The organism is Schinkia acidoalkalinis, assembly GCF_054301215.1.
This window is the reverse complement of record NZ_CP182573.1, coordinates 3,603,958-3,619,439: the sequence shown is the minus strand read 5'-3', so window position 1 is coordinate 3,619,439 and position 15,482 is coordinate 3,603,958. Positions and strand designations below refer to the sequence as shown.

Annotated in this window: 20 protein-coding genes; 7 read left to right on the top strand and 13 right to left on the bottom strand. The window is 34.3% G+C overall.

Annotation, left to right across the window (positions count from 1 at the left end; translation table 11 throughout):
• Positions 1–836 precede the first annotated feature (836 nt).
• The 12 genes from ACNQFZ_RS18410 to ACNQFZ_RS18355 form a co-directional block, all read right to left on the bottom strand.
• Positions 837–2,327, bottom strand: coding sequence for a DNA cytosine methyltransferase (locus ACNQFZ_RS18410; RefSeq protein ID WP_458412758.1), 1,491 nt, complete (start codon positions 2,325–2,327; stop codon positions 837–839).
• A gap of 45 nt (positions 2,328–2,372) precedes the next feature.
• Positions 2,373–2,546, bottom strand: a complete 174-nt coding sequence (locus ACNQFZ_RS18405) for a hypothetical protein (RefSeq protein WP_458412757.1) — start codon at positions 2,544–2,546, stop codon at positions 2,373–2,375.
• Positions 2,547–2,625: 79 nt separating this feature from the next.
• Positions 2,626–3,288, bottom strand: coding sequence for a dUTP diphosphatase (locus tag ACNQFZ_RS18400; protein ID WP_458415445.1), 663 nt, complete (start codon positions 3,286–3,288; stop codon positions 2,626–2,628).
• A 29-nt stretch (positions 3,289–3,317) separates the two neighbouring features.
• Complete coding sequence (locus ACNQFZ_RS18395; protein ID WP_458412756.1) at positions 3,318–3,563, bottom strand: hypothetical protein; 246 nt, start codon at positions 3,561–3,563, stop codon at positions 3,318–3,320.
• Between the two features lie 10 nt (positions 3,564–3,573).
• Positions 3,574–4,575 carry a hypothetical protein gene (locus ACNQFZ_RS18390; protein WP_458412755.1) on the bottom strand — a complete coding sequence of 334 codons (1,002 nt, stop codon included), beginning with the start codon at positions 4,573–4,575 and terminating at the stop codon, positions 3,574–3,576.
• A 43-nt stretch (positions 4,576–4,618) separates the two neighbouring features.
• Positions 4,619–4,798 carry a hypothetical protein gene (locus tag ACNQFZ_RS18385; protein ID WP_458412754.1) on the bottom strand — a complete coding sequence of 60 codons (180 nt, stop codon included), beginning with the start codon at positions 4,796–4,798 and terminating at the stop codon, positions 4,619–4,621.
• Complete coding sequence (locus ACNQFZ_RS18380) at positions 4,782–5,159, bottom strand: zinc-finger domain-containing protein (protein WP_458412753.1); 378 nt, start codon at positions 5,157–5,159, stop codon at positions 4,782–4,784. Before ACNQFZ_RS18380 ends, ACNQFZ_RS18385 begins: the two co-directional genes overlap by 17 nt.
• Before the next feature lie 17 nt (positions 5,160–5,176).
• Positions 5,177–6,487, bottom strand: a complete 1,311-nt coding sequence (locus tag ACNQFZ_RS18375; protein ID WP_458412752.1) for a 5'-3' exonuclease — start codon at positions 6,485–6,487, stop codon at positions 5,177–5,179.
• A gap of 277 nt (positions 6,488–6,764) precedes the next feature.
• Positions 6,765–7,046, bottom strand: a complete 282-nt coding sequence (locus ACNQFZ_RS18370; RefSeq protein WP_458412751.1) for a hypothetical protein — start codon at positions 7,044–7,046, stop codon at positions 6,765–6,767.
• Between the two features lie 14 nt (positions 7,047–7,060).
• Positions 7,061–7,576, bottom strand: a complete 516-nt coding sequence (locus ACNQFZ_RS18365; protein ID WP_458412750.1) for an XRE family transcriptional regulator — start codon at positions 7,574–7,576, stop codon at positions 7,061–7,063.
• A 166-nt stretch (positions 7,577–7,742) separates the two neighbouring features.
• Entirely contained in the window at positions 7,743–7,913 is a 171-nt protein-coding gene (locus ACNQFZ_RS18360; protein WP_458412749.1) for a hypothetical protein, read from the bottom strand.
• 270 nt (positions 7,914–8,183) lie between these two features.
• The gene (locus ACNQFZ_RS18355; RefSeq protein WP_458412748.1) at positions 8,184–8,411 is read right to left on the bottom strand and encodes a helix-turn-helix domain-containing protein; all 228 of its coding nucleotides are present in this window, start codon (positions 8,409–8,411) and stop codon (positions 8,184–8,186) included.
• Positions 8,412–8,561: 150 nt separating this feature from the next.
• Here ACNQFZ_RS18355 and ACNQFZ_RS18350 point away from each other — a divergent pair, with 150 nt between their 5' ends.
• The 7 genes from ACNQFZ_RS18350 to ACNQFZ_RS18320 all read left to right on the top strand — a co-directional run bounded on the left by ACNQFZ_RS18350 (position 8,562) and on the right by ACNQFZ_RS18320 (position 13,833).
• Positions 8,562–8,996 carry a helix-turn-helix domain-containing protein gene (locus ACNQFZ_RS18350; protein ID WP_458412747.1) on the top strand — a complete coding sequence of 145 codons (435 nt, stop codon included), beginning with the start codon at positions 8,562–8,564 and terminating at the stop codon, positions 8,994–8,996.
• Between the two features lie 37 nt (positions 8,997–9,033).
• Complete coding sequence (locus ACNQFZ_RS18345; RefSeq protein ID WP_458412746.1) at positions 9,034–9,291, top strand: excalibur calcium-binding domain-containing protein; 258 nt, start codon at positions 9,034–9,036, stop codon at positions 9,289–9,291.
• A gap of 143 nt (positions 9,292–9,434) precedes the next feature.
• Complete coding sequence (locus ACNQFZ_RS18340) at positions 9,435–10,565, top strand: hypothetical protein (RefSeq protein ID WP_458412745.1); 1,131 nt, start codon at positions 9,435–9,437, stop codon at positions 10,563–10,565.
• 312 nt (positions 10,566–10,877) lie between these two features.
• Positions 10,878–11,570 carry an acetylglutamate semialdehyde dehydrogenase gene (locus ACNQFZ_RS18335; protein ID WP_458412744.1) on the top strand — a complete coding sequence of 231 codons (693 nt, stop codon included), beginning with the start codon at positions 10,878–10,880 and terminating at the stop codon, positions 11,568–11,570.
• A gap of 75 nt (positions 11,571–11,645) precedes the next feature.
• Positions 11,646–12,167, top strand: a complete 522-nt coding sequence (locus ACNQFZ_RS18330) for an ImmA/IrrE family metallo-endopeptidase (protein WP_458412743.1) — start codon at positions 11,646–11,648, stop codon at positions 12,165–12,167.
• A 72-nt stretch (positions 12,168–12,239) separates the two neighbouring features.
• On the top strand, positions 12,240–13,673 hold the full coding sequence (locus tag ACNQFZ_RS18325) for a recombinase family protein (protein WP_458412742.1): 1,434 nt from the start codon (positions 12,240–12,242) through the stop codon (positions 13,671–13,673).
• Between the two features lie 4 nt (positions 13,674–13,677).
• A complete protein-coding gene (locus ACNQFZ_RS18320; protein WP_458415477.1) occupies positions 13,678–13,833 on the top strand; it encodes a hypothetical protein in 156 nt (51 codons plus the stop codon).
• A 93-nt stretch (positions 13,834–13,926) separates the two neighbouring features.
• Here the strand turns inward: ACNQFZ_RS18320 and ACNQFZ_RS18315 are convergent, their stop codons facing one another.
• Positions 13,927–15,447, bottom strand: a complete 1,521-nt coding sequence (locus ACNQFZ_RS18315) for an MBL fold metallo-hydrolase (protein ID WP_458412741.1) — start codon at positions 15,445–15,447, stop codon at positions 13,927–13,929.
• Positions 15,448–15,482: the final 35 nt, after the last annotated feature.

Genomic DNA, 15,482 nt, shown 5'->3' with positions numbered 1-15,482 from the left:
TACTCTTTTATTGCATAAATCTAAAATTTCAGGTTCTATTATTTGATTTTTTATATTAAGATAGAAATTGCTTTCATTAATACAACTAAACTAATATTTATTAAAGAGGCTATAGCGATGATCTATCCAACAATTAAAATCGATGAAATCATCCATGCTTTTAACAACCAGCATTCTTGCTTATGTGGTCATGAAATCAAAATAGAAAATTCAACGTTGAAAAAGAAAATTTTAAAAACAATCCATTTTCAACCTACATACATGATAAACTGCAATTTGTGCAGAAAAGAAATGAGAAAAATTTTTATAAATTTTTAGCCATAAATTACTGTGTATACTTCTTTTCAGTATATATTCATCGAAATGTGCACTATTTATCTTTCAATTTTTATTGAATTAAACTATAATTTTTATGAAGTATCATTTACGGATCATCTCGAATGGAGATGTTCATATGATATTATTTTTTTTCATGTGCCCTTTTGTACTTATTGTATTTTTTCCAAAAAGTTTCCCGAAAAGGATTAAAAAATTCCTAAAAAAAGTATTCAAAAATTAATAAGATTGTTGCTGTGATACTTCGTTATTAAAATTCAAATTGATGATTCGTAAGGCACTAGTTCCCTTGTTAAAGGGGGGAACTAGACCTTACAAACATAAAATAAATAATTATAAAGAGTTTTGCTTACACCATTAACCTAGATATATAAGGTTTTATGGTGTTTTTATTTTATTGTTGAACTTTTATCCTTTTAGATTGTTTAACAAAAACCCTTATCACAACACATTTTTAAATAATAAAATAATTAATAAAAAGCTAGAAAACTAATTACTTTTTAATTAGCAATTGCTGGATTATATCTAGTATGTTTTACACAAAGTTCGGGTAAGTTCGCTCTCACCAAGGCTTTAGGGATAACTGGTGATACTGAATTTCCACACTTAGCTACCTGGTCTGTTTTTTTTATAGGTCTTCCTTTACAATCCCTTTCGAAAATGTACTGCAAAGGGAATCCTTGAGCCGGATATAATTCATGCGGTTGTAACATTCTAAATCCGATATCTACGATTCTGTATTTTTCACCACGTATTGTAACTAACCCAAATCTGTCCTTAGTTGTGATTGTGTGTAACGGTTCATCAAGTGATTGACCTAAATCGGAACCATAATATTTAATTAGAAATGCTGTTACTAAACTTGCTTTATTGACTGTTGTTATAGATCCAAGTGGTTGATCTACACCATGACCAATTGAATTTTTATACTGTTGTGAAATAAATGCTGTAACTAGACCGTATCTGTTTGATGTATCAAGCGTATGCAATGGTTGGTCAACACCTAATCCCCTTACTTCATATGGTTGTGTTTCAGAATGATAGCTTGTAAGAAAAGGAACAACTAAACAATGTTCTGCTTTTGTAGTAATAGTGGTTAATGGTTGGTTTAAATCATATTGAAGTCTGTCGCCACCAAAACCAGTCTGTCCAATTCTTACTATGAATGGCTTAGGATTATCTAGCACAAACCGTTTAATTCCTCTAGCAATTCTCTTTTGTGTATTTTCAGAGAGAGGACGTACTGCGCTAATACCATACTCTTTTTTAATATTCTCGCTAGTATCGAAAATTGATGGACAAAGTAATGACCAATCAATTATTTCAGCCGCAGTTCGCCATGGTTTTAATTCGCCTCTTTTTACTTCACTACTGTTTGGATCACCATGAGTGGGTTCCGGCCAAATAATAGGACGACCATCACACCTAGCTATCATAAAAAAACGTTTCCTGATTGTCGGAGCACCAAAATCACATGCTTTTAATTCTTTAAATTCAACCTGGTATCCGAGTGATTCTAATGATTTTACAAATGAATTAAATGTTTCTCCCTTTCTATCAGGATCAGGTACCAACTGACCTTTGTTATTTGCCATTAACGGTCCCCATGTTTTAAATTCCTCAACGTTTTCTAACATGATAACCCTCGGTTTTACCGCAATTGCCCATTTAACTGCTATCCAAGCAAGTCCTCTTATTTTCTTATCAACTGGTTTAGCTCCTTTTGCTTTGCTAAAATGTTTGCAGTCTGGACTAAACCAAGCTAAACCTACTTTACGACCTCTAACAGCCTTTTTAGGATCAATGTCCCAAACGTTCTCACAATAATGCTCAGTCTCTGGATGATTTGCTTTATGCATGGCTATGGCAGTAGGATCATGATTAATGGCGATATCTACACTTAATCCTGTAGCCATTTCGATTCCTGTTGATGCACCGCCACCACCTGCAAAGTTGTCAACTATTATTTCTCTGAAAAAGTTAAGTTGCATTTCTCACCCTCCTTAACTGTTGAACAATATCTATCAACTGCGACGTTACTTAATTACTTCTAAATATGGATGTTCTTCTATTGCTTCTTTAATATCAAACCAGTGTTCTTCCGATTTTATAAATTTTCCATCCTCTTCTATTTTTAACTCTTTATATTTTGATTCGGACAGAATTACACTGATGCCATCTTTATAGTTAATAATCCAACCACCATCCATTTTCTTCAACCTTTCAATCGCATGTACTGTAAAATCATTCTTTTACCCATAAAGCTTAGATTGTGATTGCCGGCCTAGATTAATATCCTTCTTCCTGACGTTGGTGATTTACTTTATTTTTATCAATATAAGCCTGCTCAATCTCCTCTAACGAAAAATTAAACCCTATCGTCCCTATTGCGATGAAAAGGAACCATGCATTCCTAAAACCAAATTGCTGCTTTGTTATTCCAAGATTCCTTTCTAATTTTTCATCTCTGTCTTTTGTCATAAATGCTTGTAATAGCCAGTAATTCATTTCCAAAAAGGCTCCTGAAAGGCCGCCGCTAAATCCTGCTTCTTCTAAATCGTAAAGAGACTCTTCGTGAAGGTATAAGCAATTTTTCCAACATTTTGTGTTCGCGAGTGATAATAAAAAATGTAGAGAATCAACGTATTCTTCAATTAGAGGTTGCTTTTCAACCAACTCAACAACCGCATAATTTACTTCAGCGTCTTCATTCACTATTAACTCGCTTTTTATTGGAGCTCCTTTAATAATCTTCCATTCTTCAGTAACTAATCTCGGCTCCTGATCATTGCTCCAATGTTTGAACCAACGGCCTTCATTAGCAAACTCGCTTAATTCAACAATCAATGCATTTACTGTATTTAAAGTTAAATCCTGACCTTCAAGCCCTTTCTCCTTAATAATTCTGTTATCTAAAACTTTCTGCATTTCCAATAGCTTTTCTAAATTCATCATCTTTGCCCTCCTGTTATCTGTTACAATCACATATCAAACAAAGACAACTGCTCAAATGAGTTCTTTTGAAAATAACTCTCGTTCTGATCATTGTTCAGTTCGATATTTTGTATGATTTGAAAACGATTCGCTTTGTAGCATCCTGTATGCGAATCTATTCTAGGAAACTTAGAAACATAAAAATGTGTTTCGCCATTTTGGAATAGAAAATACAGCTTTCCCTTTTCCAGTACAGTTGTTTGTCCTGTATCGATGCAAATGCCCTGTAACATTAAAACACCCCTATTCAAGCATGGAAAAAAGTTTATTTTTCTTTTCCGTCCGTTCTTCCTCAGTCAGCTCGATAATTTCATGCTCTTTGTCTTGAGTTCCTTTTAATAAATTCTGGCGCTTTTTATAGGCATCATTATTTTTATTTCTAGCTGCAGCTGTGCCAACGCCTTTCTGTTGCTTCGCTTCAGCACGCATTTGCTTTTCGTAATGCCTATGCAAAATGTGCGTTTTGCAGTAAATAAAACTATTAATCTTGTCACCATTGAATTTTGGCTTAAATAACGAAAACGATTCATCAAGCCATGCAATTATGTCACTTAGTTCAATATTGCTTTTAGCAATTTCATAAATTGCTTGTAAATCTTTAGCGCTTAAAAACAGTCCACATGCTCTTTGTTGTATGTACCGTTGTTCAATGGCTGCTGCTTTTTTATCTGGATCTTGATTTAGTGATACTTCTTTCACCTGCTGTTCAGGTACGGTCGTAGGAACCCCGTCACTAAAATCAATTTCAGATTTATGCGTGCGCTCTTCATCATTATCATCATCATCAATATCTGAAGTAATCTCTGGTATTGGTTTAGTCAAATTGACATTCTCCATTGGCCATTTTGAAATTATCGGTTTGTTCAATTTAACATCATCGATTTGTTCATTTTGACTAAATCGATTTTTCTGATTTTCTGATGATAGTTCACCTAATTTTTCATAATTAATTCGATACCATTTTGTTTTATCAAAATTACTTTTATTAAAGTTATCTGAAAGTATTAAATTATCATTTTCCAGTTTTTTAATAACTCTGTTTATGGTACTGACACTCCAAAAAGGGAACTGGTCCTGCCATTTCTTCACGCTGTTATAAACCCATGTAAAGCCATCGTGAACATGATTGCTCTTTTGTATCCAATAGTGTAGCTGTTGAAGAACAATGCTCTCATTTAGACCAATTACCTTAGCTAGCGATGGCAGCACCACTAAAGGCTCATCATCAAGAAGCAGTTTACTCAATGTTGTTCACCGTCCTTTGTTTGTGATAAAATACAACTAGTTTTTAAATATTTAATTCTTGTATAAAAATATGTGTTGGCTCCTTAATAGCCAACACGGTGATGATTTCTGATGCTTTGCTTCTGCACTCGCTGACCACATCAGCAAATAGTAGTGCTGAGTAAAGCGTCTTAAAATCATCTTTTTTATGTTCGCAAATTTCAATCTCATACAGTGCCGGCATTTTTATTCTTCCTTCTGCTTAGATATCTTTTTAATTTGATTTCTACAGCCTCCGGAGTACGGCCTAATCGCTTTGCTAGATGATCGATACTGTATAGTTGATAATGGTTTAATAAATATTGAACCTCATCTTTTGACCAAAGGGGATTCTTTTCTTTTCCAATCAATTCTCCAAGTTGTTGAAGTTTCTTACCGACTTCACATGTTTCAATACAGTACTTATGCGCTTTTATTGAGCCATATAGTTTGTTATTATTGAGTTTTGTAAAACAATTCGTGCAATTACCATCTAGTATTCTGATAATCTTATCCCTAACTTTCTTTTCTTTTTGCTTATCAACAGCTTGTCCACATATTGACATGGTACCAACCTCGCTTTCTATGAAACTCTAAATACGCCCTGCTTAATTTGATGCAATATAGAATTAAACTGCAGGCGCTGAAACTCTGCTATCATCGCTCTCTTATCAACGTTTAATTTCAACGAATCAAGGTCCTGATTTGAGGCATCTGGAACATTCGTGATAATAGTCGCCAGGGTCTTGCTCAAAAACGCTTTATCCTTGCCATAAACTAACGAATGAAAATATCTACTGAATCCATGCTCTGGAAGTTCCTCTATATTCTCGTATAGTTTTTCAATGCTGCCGTATTTCTGAATCAATGGTATGGCCGCCTTCTCGCCAACTCCCTTTACTCCAGGTATGTTATCGGATGTATCACCAAGCAACGCTTTCACATCAATCCATTGTTCCGGCTCTACATCGTACTGATTTTTAAAATCAACTAGTCTATATAGATTTGTATTTCCTTTCTTTTGTACAATTTGAGCAACATGGGTACCAAGTAGCTGATAAAGATCATGGTCATTCGATACAATATAACACGGTGTATTTTTCTCATTGGACCATCTTTTAGATAGTGTGCCTATTAGATCGTCCGCTTCGTAATCATCGCTTTCGAATTGACTTACATTCATCTTTCTAAATAATTCCCTTGTAACATCAAACTGCTTTATTAGTTCCTCATCTTTTTCATCACGATGTCCCTTATAGTCCGGATATAATGACTTTCTGAACGTTTCTCTTCCTTTGTCAAAACAAACCGCAACATGCGTTGGCTGTAGTTGTTTTAGCAAATTCAGGAATGTGCGTGCAAATACATAAACACCATTTGTTAAAACACCTTGTGTATTTTTCATAGCGCTTTTCTTTGTAGCAAAATAACCGATATGCAATAGATTTGAGCCATCGATGAGAAGCAGTTTTTCCGGTCTTGCAGAGACATTTGCAGTTCTCTCAATCGTTTTTATCTCTTCGATATCGGCCATTAAAATGCCATTATCGAATGACAATAATACACGATGTTTGTGCTTATCAATCTTCGAAAGCCATATCGAAAAGTTTGTTAAATATTCAATTAAACGCGATACAGATATATTTTTAAAATTAATGGATACACTTTTATCGCTTGATTCTATTTCATCTTGACTTTCAATTTCGCTAAATCGATTTGAAAATAAGACCTTAATCTCCAGTTTCTTTTCTACCTCATTGAATACAATTTCTGTATCAAGCTCTGAATCCATCTCATGTAATTGATTGATTAATGTTTTAATACTAATTTGAGTAGCATAGATACTATGTGTTGACGGAAAAACTACAAAGCATTTACGGAATTGTGCGGCCATTGTCGTTCACCACCTTTCTGATGCAGTTCACATCGATAAGGACAGGAAATCAGAGTGTTTTCATAAAACTTGACATCTATTTTCAGGGATGGGAGGTTAGTATCAAGTTCATGTCCTTATCGACAAGAACGTTTATAACGTTGTCTTGTCGAATTAAGTATGATAATATTTAATTACTACTTTTTATAATTGTTTTAGGCTGTGAGTGTTGGAGCACTTGCAGCTTTTTTTTTCCTTCTGGTATTAAGTTAAGCTGATGCTTCATAATTTAACTCCTTTATACTGCTATTCTTTTGTCGATTTCGTTTTGTAAAAATACCTTTATGTCCTCAAATTTTTTAACACTTTCGTCACTTGGAAAATCAAAATAAAAGCGTTCATTTAACAACTCAATGTTATATTCGGACCAAGGCGACTCATTAGCGTCATAACCTTCTTTAACGTCAAAAACTCTTACGCTTATTTGTTTCACATGACTGCTATAATCAACAAATACATATAGTTCCAAAATTTCATCGAGCAATAATGCTAATTTAATAATTTCTCTTTTAGCATCCATTTTTATCATCCTTTCTAAGCTTTTTTTAAATACCCACGAGCAATTAACTTCACCCGATGTTTTTCCCACATCTTAATCCATGAAAATCCGTAGTCCTGGCTGATGACAGCTACAAAATGGGTTAATGCTGTAATGGAGTCAATGCATTCCAAAAGGGCTTTCTCCATAGCCTGTTTCTCATAGGCTTGCAGGGAACTTGGTTTGGCTGCCATATGAACATTTGCTATTGCTTGTAATGCCTCTTTTAGTTCCTCCTCTGTTTTCATTGCAACAGCGCATCGATGCAAATCAATGGATTCTCCATCTAATTTTTGCGGCCCCCAACCTGTGTATTCAGCAGCTGCGATTAATCCGAGCCATGGATCATTGTATTTCTCCGTTACTTTTTGCAAAATGTCTTCTGGAATTCTTGCTCTTTCTGTTTCGTAAGCCGATATTGATTCTCTTGATACATCAAAGTCCATTGACCATCGTTGTTGACTTTCCTTGTTGTCGGCCCGGAGTTGTTTCATATAGTTACCAACTCCCATTTTTACCACTCCTTTTTTTACCAAATTTCTACTTCTAGTGATTTAAAATTTATATAGATAATGAATTTGAATTATTTAGATAAGTGCTGCATATATTTTTATGTTTGAAACTTTTTCCGCATATAGGTGAAAAAGAGTGGAGCTTTTTAGCCCCCATATTTAAGGATTAAGCTAATTCTCTTGTTTTTTCGCCTGAATGAGTATTGATGGTAATGTTACCTACGGTTAATTCAGTAAACTTTATTTCCCTACCATACTTACGGGAAAGGATGCTTTCGAAAATTGGCTTAAGCTTTTGAACCTTTTCTTCTGTGAGCTCGAATCCTTGAAGTTCCATCGGAATCACCATCCTTTTTTTGATGTGCTTCATTGTATTCTCATGGGACACATGTACTAACCTGTTACTTATGGTCCATGTCGCTAATTAAGGCGTTTATTACAGTCTCAAGTAAATCTATAGCTTCCTCTTTTTCGCAGTAATTAGGATTATCCATGTACTGGTAAACTTCGCACAACTTATCGATACAAGATGACAAAAACCGGTTCTTTGTGATATCCATGCAGTCACCACCTCAAGTTTTGTATATTTTGGCCTAACCTGGTATAGTTAGGCTGTTTCAATTTTGTGTGCATTTTTTACACAATCTTTTTCAAAAAAAATCGTCCAATTAAAACCAAGAACATTTGCGATACGCTGCGCAACTCTAACACTTGGTGTTAGACCATTTTCAATCTTGGTGTAATACGAACGGTCAATTTCAACAAGGTCAGCTACCTTTTCTTGTGTTAATTCAGCGGTAGTTCTTAAATTAACTAACCAAGTATTCTTATTCACTTTATCACCGCCTTTGTGCAATTTATACACTTATTATAATGTGCGTTTTATGCACAGTCAATACATATTGTTAATTTTTTGCACAATTATTTTTTTGTGAATATTTTTCACTTATAATTAAGTGGATAACCATGAAATTGAGGGATTCTTATGAGTATAAATAACCGTCTAAAAGAATTAAGAAATAAATCTAATATTTCGCAACAAGAGTTAGCTAACAGACTGAATATAAATCGTTCCACTTATGCACGTTATGAAACTGGTGACACACAGCCGGATATAGAGACAATTAAAAAAATTGCTAGGTTTTTCGATGTCTCAACCGACTATCTCTTAGGCACCTCAGACCACCCAACACAACCAGACGGTAAAAACCAAGACTTCAACCCCATTGAAGAAATAAATAAAATAATCAAGAATCTCGGACTAAAAGAAGGAGCCTCAGGTTTCTTTGATATTGAAAAATGGAAAAGCTTCGGTCCGGAAGATGTTGAGGAGATCCGCAAGCACTTTGAATGGGTTGCTCATAAAGCAAAAGAAAGAAAGTATAATCCAGATGATAATGATACCGATGGGTTGGAATAATAAATTAATTAAAACAAGGGAGATAAGGGTGATTACTATGAAAAAGTTGGTTATAGGTTTACTAAGTATTGGACTGCTAACAGGGGCTTCAACTACTGGTATAGTACATGCGCAAGCGAAGTTTTATAAAAATTGCAAAGAGTTAAATAAAGTTTATCCAGGCGGCGTCGCTATTTCTGCTACGGTGAAAAACAAAGGTGGTAAAACAAAATCTAAGCCAACTGTGTCAAACGAACTGTATCAAGCAAACAAAGGTAAAGACAGAGATAACGATGGAATTGCCTGTGAGCGGTAAGTAATTGGAATAATAAATTAAATAAAAATAATCACCGAGGCACCTACAACTGAAAAAATGTTTTAGGTGTATATTTTTGTATTTAAAACATCTTTTAAAAATGTCCTTTAATGGAAATAAATGAATAATTAAGGAGCGATAATATGGTTGATTATAAGGAATGTATGGTACAAACTATTAATGAAATTTACCCAAAATACCATATTGAAAATATAATAAAAGCCTTAAAGAAAGATAATTTGGTGTATTTTGAAAATCAACTTGTTCCAAAAGAAGGGGCAGTCGATTTAACTGGGATCTTTGATGAAAAAACACAGCTTAAGAAATGTATAACAGAAAGTAAAATAATACTCAGTAAAGTTGAAGAAATTGAATGTAAAAAAGCCTATAAATATTCGATAATTTTTAAAGTTAACGATTTATTTGAAGAAACAATAAATCAATTAGTTTCTAGAGGTATCATAAAAACTTTTCAATCTATTGGTGAAGATAACGATGTCCTTTTTAAGGATACATCCTCTATCATTCCAACAAAATATGATGTAGATGAAAATATTTTTATATTAAAGTTTAGTCGTTTATTATCCGGCTTTTCACCAGATACTCAAAATAAGCTTACTTTAAAATATCCAATATTAGCTGTCATTTATAAAGATTTAAATATTCTTGAACTGAGGTTTGAACAAGTTAAAGGATATTTAAGGGGAAATAACGAATATTTTTATGTAAAACAAACTGATGCTGTATTAGATTGGCTGGAAGAAAACCTTAATTGTGAAATAGAAGCTATTAATATTTCACCAGTTATAGAGCATATTTCAAAAAAGGATACAAAAGAGGTTTACGTAAGTGCTCAAGCGATGAATCTCAAAAGTAAGAAAAAAGCAATATTGGATACTGGTGAAAATGATGAGGATGTTTTACCTTTATTAGGTGAACTAAAAGCATTGATAAAAGAAAATCAAGATTTGTTTGAAAAAAGCGACGATACCATAGAGATTAAAGAAATTCTCGAAAATTTTATTTTAGAAACCGAGGAAAAGTCCGATTTACCTTGGATATCATTAACTTGGAAAAATGAATCAAAATCAAAAGCAATAAAAGTAAAGTTCCAATTTAACTATAATAATCAAGATTATAGTCTCCTCCAGTATTATTTCAGTAATAAAAACGAAATGGAGAGGATGAATTATGTCACCCGATATCTTATCGAAAATAAAAGAGAAGTTGATGAACTCTTTGATGAGCCCGGAGACGAAACCACTAATCAGTAAAAGAAGATTGACTATACTGACCGAACTTCTCTCCAATTATACTAAAGGGGAGATCATATATCCGGGCGTCTTAATACGTAAATTGAATATAAACATGAAAGCCTCATATCAATTGCTAGAATTAATTCAAGAAATGGGTCTAATTCAACGTAATTACGAGGTTTATTGCTCAAATTGTCAGAAATATACTGGAGCGATTTACGAAACTATTAGAGAAATCCCAACTAATTTCGAGTGTGAAGTATGTGGGAATGAAATCGGACTAAACCCGATGGAAAATACTATTGTTGTTTATAAGGTGTTGGTCGATTAATGGAAAAAGGGTTTACACCAGATGAATTAACTAAGCAACAATTGCTTAGCGATATGAATGAGGAAGAATTAAAATTTCAAATTATCACATCTCTCTCAACAAAAGAAAAAGTTGAATATGAAGATTTATTAAAAGAATTAAAAAGTTTACATCGCAAAAATTCCCAGGCAAATACTGCTGAAAAAGGCGAAATATTAGAGAAAGTAGTTACTTTCTTATTTGAGAAATCTTCTGTATTTGAGGTATTAGAACGAATTCATACCAGCACAAATGAAATAGATCAACTAATAACCTTAAATTCTAGAGGTAGGGAATTTAAATTGAAGGGTTATATAGATTTAAAGGATGACATTATATTGTCTGAATGCAAAAATTACGAGGAAAAAGTTGGTGTAACCTGGGTAGGTAAGTTTGCATCATTACTTGGAACATCAAATGTAAAACTGGGTCTTCTTTTTTCGTATCACGGACTTACTGGTAAAGGTTGGAATGATGCTGTAGGATTAACAAAAAAGGTTTATCTAAGTAAACCAAAAGATGAAAAAATATTTATATTAGATTTTAATAAATATGACTTTGAAAGTATAAAAAACGGAAGAAATTTATTAAGTCTAATTAAAGCAAAAACCCTTGCTATTCAACTTGATACTAAATTCGACCATTTTATAACAAAGCACCCAGCTGAGAAATAGTCCTTAAACAAGGACTTTTTCTTTTATTGATTATTAGAACAAACGTTTGTATAATTATGTCGAGAGGTGAAATAATTGGAGAATAGTTATGTTACAAGCCACCTGGAAGACTGGGTAACCAATATGTACAAGCGTTTAAATATTCATAGACCAAAAGATATAAACCCTGTAATAATAGCAAGATATTTTGAAATATACATAAAGCAGCACCCCTACCCTTCCAGGTACGATGTAAACGGCCGGTTCAAGGCAATCACCCTAGACTGTAGATCCACACCAAAAGAAAAGTACGAGCAGTTTTTTCATGAGCTTTGCCATATCCTGCGCCACACTGGTCACCAAACGATGATGCCTAATGCATTCCGGGAGCTGCAGGAACGAGATGCCAATAACTTCATGATGTATGCTGCTGTACCACACCATATGCTACACTTCATAGATTACACACAACCTACACCATTACTTCTTAGTGAAATGTCCAACATGTTTCGGGTGACAGAATCGCTATGTCAAAAACGACTGGAAAGAATCAAAAACAGAATTCTCCAGCAATCATATTCCATGGTAAGTGACCAAACAGTATATTACGATTATTAAAACCTGGACTGGAACTTATTGGGCTTTGTGAAGGCAAAATACTTTCATATAATTAAACTGAGGTGAACACTCATGAAAGTAGCAATTTATATCCGCGTCAGCACAGAGGATCAAGCGAAAGAAGGATATTCAATACCTGCCCAACGCGAAAAATTAGAAGCTTATTGTGTTTCAAAAGAATGGACTGATTTTACTATATATGCAGATGAAGGTATTTCCGGAAAGAATATGGATAGACCAAAGCTGCAGCTTATGCTTAAGCATATTGAGCAAAATGAAGTAAATAGAGTACTAGTTTATAAGTTGGATCGTTTATCACGTTCCCAAAGAGACACGTTGACATTGATTGAAGATTACTTTCTAAAAAACAAAGTTGAATTCGTTTCTTTAACTGAAAATCTTGACACTTCTACCCCATTTGGTCGTGCAATGATTGGTATCTTATCAGCTTTTGCACAATTGGAGCGTGAACAGATAGCCGAACGTGTCCGGTTTGGACAAGAAAAGAAAGTGAGGTCCGGAAAATGGAAGGGTGGCATGGCCCCCTATGGATACAGAATTGTTGATAAGAAACTTGTGATTGATAAGGAAGAAGCGAACGTTGTTAAAATGGTTTTTAAGTTATCAAGAACATTAGGTTTTCTCACGATTGCCAAAAAACTAACATCACTAAGCTATAAAACTCGCAAAGGTGGCGATTGGCATGTTGACACGATCCGTGATATTGCAAATAACCCTGTATATTGTGGGTATCTTACCTTTAGTAAAACGGTACAAGAATATAAAAAGCCACCAAGAGAAAAGGAATTATTTGAAGGTGATCACGATAGGATTATTCCAAGGGACGAATTCTGGGAGTTGCAGGATATCCTAGACAAAAGACGCACCTTCGGCGGAAAACGTGAAACAAGCAATTACTATTTCTCATCCATATTAAAATGCGGCCGTTGCGGCCATTCAATGTCCGGACATAGAGCCGGAAATGGTAACAAGGAAAAGGGTTATAGGTGCAGCGGAAAAAAAGCAGGTAAAAAGTGCACAAGCCATATTATTTTAGAGAAGCACCTAGTCCAAACAGTCCTTCTTAATTTAGATGATTTACTCAAAAATATCAAAGGCCCAACTGAAAACAATGAAGTTTCTTCAGATATCCTTAAAGAACTTGAAAACGAATTGAATAACGTACAAAAGTTATTAAAGAAGCAAAAAACAATGTTCGAAATGGATATAATAGATATAGACGAGTTGGTCAAAAAAACAGAATCACTCCGAGAGCAAGAGAAAAAAATACAAGCTGAATTAAAGAGCTATATGACACCAAAGGAAAATGCGGATGAAATTAAATATATAGCAGAGAATATAACATCACTTTGGGAGTATGCCGATGACTACGAAAGGAAGCAAATGATGACTACCTTATTTAGCCAACTTGCGATTGATACGGAAGATGAATTCAAACGGTCATCAACAGATCATAGGAAAATCCTGATTTTATCAGCAAAATAGTTATATGTCTTTTATGGGTGGTGGTACAATTGTCCCATGGGCGCTGATTCCAGCTGCTGCAATCTGCGGTGTTAATCCATTTGAGCTTGCGAGGCGTAACCTTGTACCTGTTGTGATTGGTTTAGTCGTGACAACGGTTGTTGCGATGTTTTTGCTATAACAACTTATTGATGAAGAGTATAAAAAATGCATCAAACAGTGTTTGTATATTCTGTTGATGCATTTTTTTGTATTTGGTTTATGTTTCCGTCTATTATTTTAGTTGTTGAATCAATTTGCCGAACGGATCGTATAATTTAGCCGGATCACCTTTCTGGTTCCATATATATGAATGAGTCCATTTTAGGCTTAATGGTGGATCATCAACTGCGTTGGGACCTGAGGTAATATTTACTGATTCGCTACCATTCAGTATAAATCCATCCGGAAACACAAACGTTTGTTTCCCTTTAACACTTAGTAAAATCCAGCCTGTTAGATTGACAGGCATTTGACCAATATTTTTTATCGTTACGATTTCTCCGTCCAGATCCTTTGCAGTAATTTGTAATTGATTAGAAGTTTCGGTACTTCTTACTGTATCTTTGTGAGACTCCCGTCCAATTGAATAACCTTTCCCATCTGTGTTTATCGTGATTGTTCCGCCATTAAATGTTGAATAAAGAGTAGCTCTCGATGAAAGTAAATCGTTTACAACCTCAGCATGTGGCAAACCAAATAAGTTAAAGCCATATTGTAAAATGGCGATAGCTGGGTTCACAGCCTTTATAAAACTTCTGCTTGTACCTGTATTTGCACCATGGTGGGCTACCTTTAGAATTTCCGCATTCAAATTATAGTGATTTATCAAATATTTTTCGACCGCTACTTCAGCATCAGCAGTTAGCAAAATATCCGTTAAGCCATAGGTTAGCATGATAACGATAGAGCCATCATTTGTTTCAGTAGCTGCATGATCAACATATAAAACTTGTGCCGATACATTTTCATCATCAGAAATATTATGACCAATAGCAGCTGTTTCAACAGGAACGCCTGTTTTTTCGATAGCTTTTAAATAATCGCTATATGCTAAAGTATTGTTTGTTTGGCCACTATCAATCACTTTAGTGACTTTATAGTTATTAATCACATAAGCTGCACCACCAATATGATCAGCATCCGGATGTGTCCCAATAAATGTATCAATATGTGTAATATTTTCTGCTTTTAACGCCGAGTCAATAATCGTATCATGCCGCCCAGCATCGATTAAGGTTGTCTTTCCATTAGGATATTCAATGTAAATGGCATCACCTTGCCCTACATCAAGAAACTTCACAGTCATATTCGGCATACTTGGGGTACTTTGTAACGATTGCTCTAATAAACCTTTAATCGATGATGGATACTGTTTGTCATGAACAATATTTTGGTCATCAGGGTAGCTTCTACCATCTATGTATCTGGTAGCTCTATTCATTGCTTTATTATCTATGATTGATTCATAAGCTGCCAAATTCATAGCAGCATTTGTTACCCCATTTACTTGACCTGCAGGTAACGTAAGTGCTTTATTTAGAAAAAAAGTCATTTGTCCTTGTTTTACAGTATGTTTGGATTGAAATGTACCTTTTGAAAAAGCAGAAATATTTTGCTCAGGAGACACATTTTTATTTTCCTCAAAAGAAGAATCTGGTGACGATATTGCTTCAAAACCAGATGCGTTACCAATATTCTCTACATTTATAGTCATAATTAATAACAAAATTACTGAACTTACTATTATTTTCACAATTAGCTCCTTTATTTCTAGTAATCTAACTAATA

Coding starts and splice junctions, on each gene's coding strand:
- ACNQFZ_RS18360 (WP_458412749.1), bottom strand. CDS start 7,913: ATGGAACTTCAAGGATTCGAGCTCACAGAAGAAAAGGTTCAAAAGCTT.
- ACNQFZ_RS18405 (WP_458412757.1), bottom strand. CDS start 2,546: ATGGATGGTGGTTGGATTATTAACTATAAAGATGGCATCAGTGTAATT.
- ACNQFZ_RS18365 (WP_458412750.1), bottom strand. CDS start 7,576: ATGGGAGTTGGTAACTATATGAAACAACTCCGGGCCGACAACAAGGAA.
- ACNQFZ_RS18345 (WP_458412746.1), top strand. CDS start 9,034: ATGAAAAAGTTGGTTATAGGTTTACTAAGTATTGGACTGCTAACAGGG.
- ACNQFZ_RS18395 (WP_458412756.1), bottom strand. CDS start 3,563: ATGTTACAGGGCATTTGCATCGATACAGGACAAACAACTGTACTGGAA.
- ACNQFZ_RS18340 (WP_458412745.1), top strand. CDS start 9,435: ATGGTTGATTATAAGGAATGTATGGTACAAACTATTAATGAAATTTAC.
- ACNQFZ_RS18380 (WP_458412753.1), bottom strand. CDS start 5,159: ATGTCAATATGTGGACAAGCTGTTGATAAGCAAAAAGAAAAGAAAGTT.
- ACNQFZ_RS18335 (WP_458412744.1), top strand. CDS start 10,878: ATGGAAAAAGGGTTTACACCAGATGAATTAACTAAGCAACAATTGCTT.
- ACNQFZ_RS18325 (WP_458412742.1), top strand. CDS start 12,240: ATGAAAGTAGCAATTTATATCCGCGTCAGCACAGAGGATCAAGCGAAA.
- ACNQFZ_RS18375 (WP_458412752.1), bottom strand. CDS start 6,487: ATGGCCGCACAATTCCGTAAATGCTTTGTAGTTTTTCCGTCAACACAT.
- ACNQFZ_RS18410 (WP_458412758.1), bottom strand. CDS start 2,327: ATGCAACTTAACTTTTTCAGAGAAATAATAGTTGACAACTTTGCAGGT.
- ACNQFZ_RS18370 (WP_458412751.1), bottom strand. CDS start 7,046: ATGGATGCTAAAAGAGAAATTATTAAATTAGCATTATTGCTCGATGAA.
- ACNQFZ_RS18400 (WP_458415445.1), bottom strand. CDS start 3,288: ATGAATTTAGAAAAGCTATTGGAAATGCAGAAAGTTTTAGATAACAGA.
- ACNQFZ_RS18320 (WP_458415477.1), top strand. CDS start 13,678: ATGTCTTTTATGGGTGGTGGTACAATTGTCCCATGGGCGCTGATTCCA.
- ACNQFZ_RS18350 (WP_458412747.1), top strand. CDS start 8,562: ATGAGTATAAATAACCGTCTAAAAGAATTAAGAAATAAATCTAATATT.
- ACNQFZ_RS18385 (WP_458412754.1), bottom strand. CDS start 4,798: ATGCCGGCACTGTATGAGATTGAAATTTGCGAACATAAAAAAGATGAT.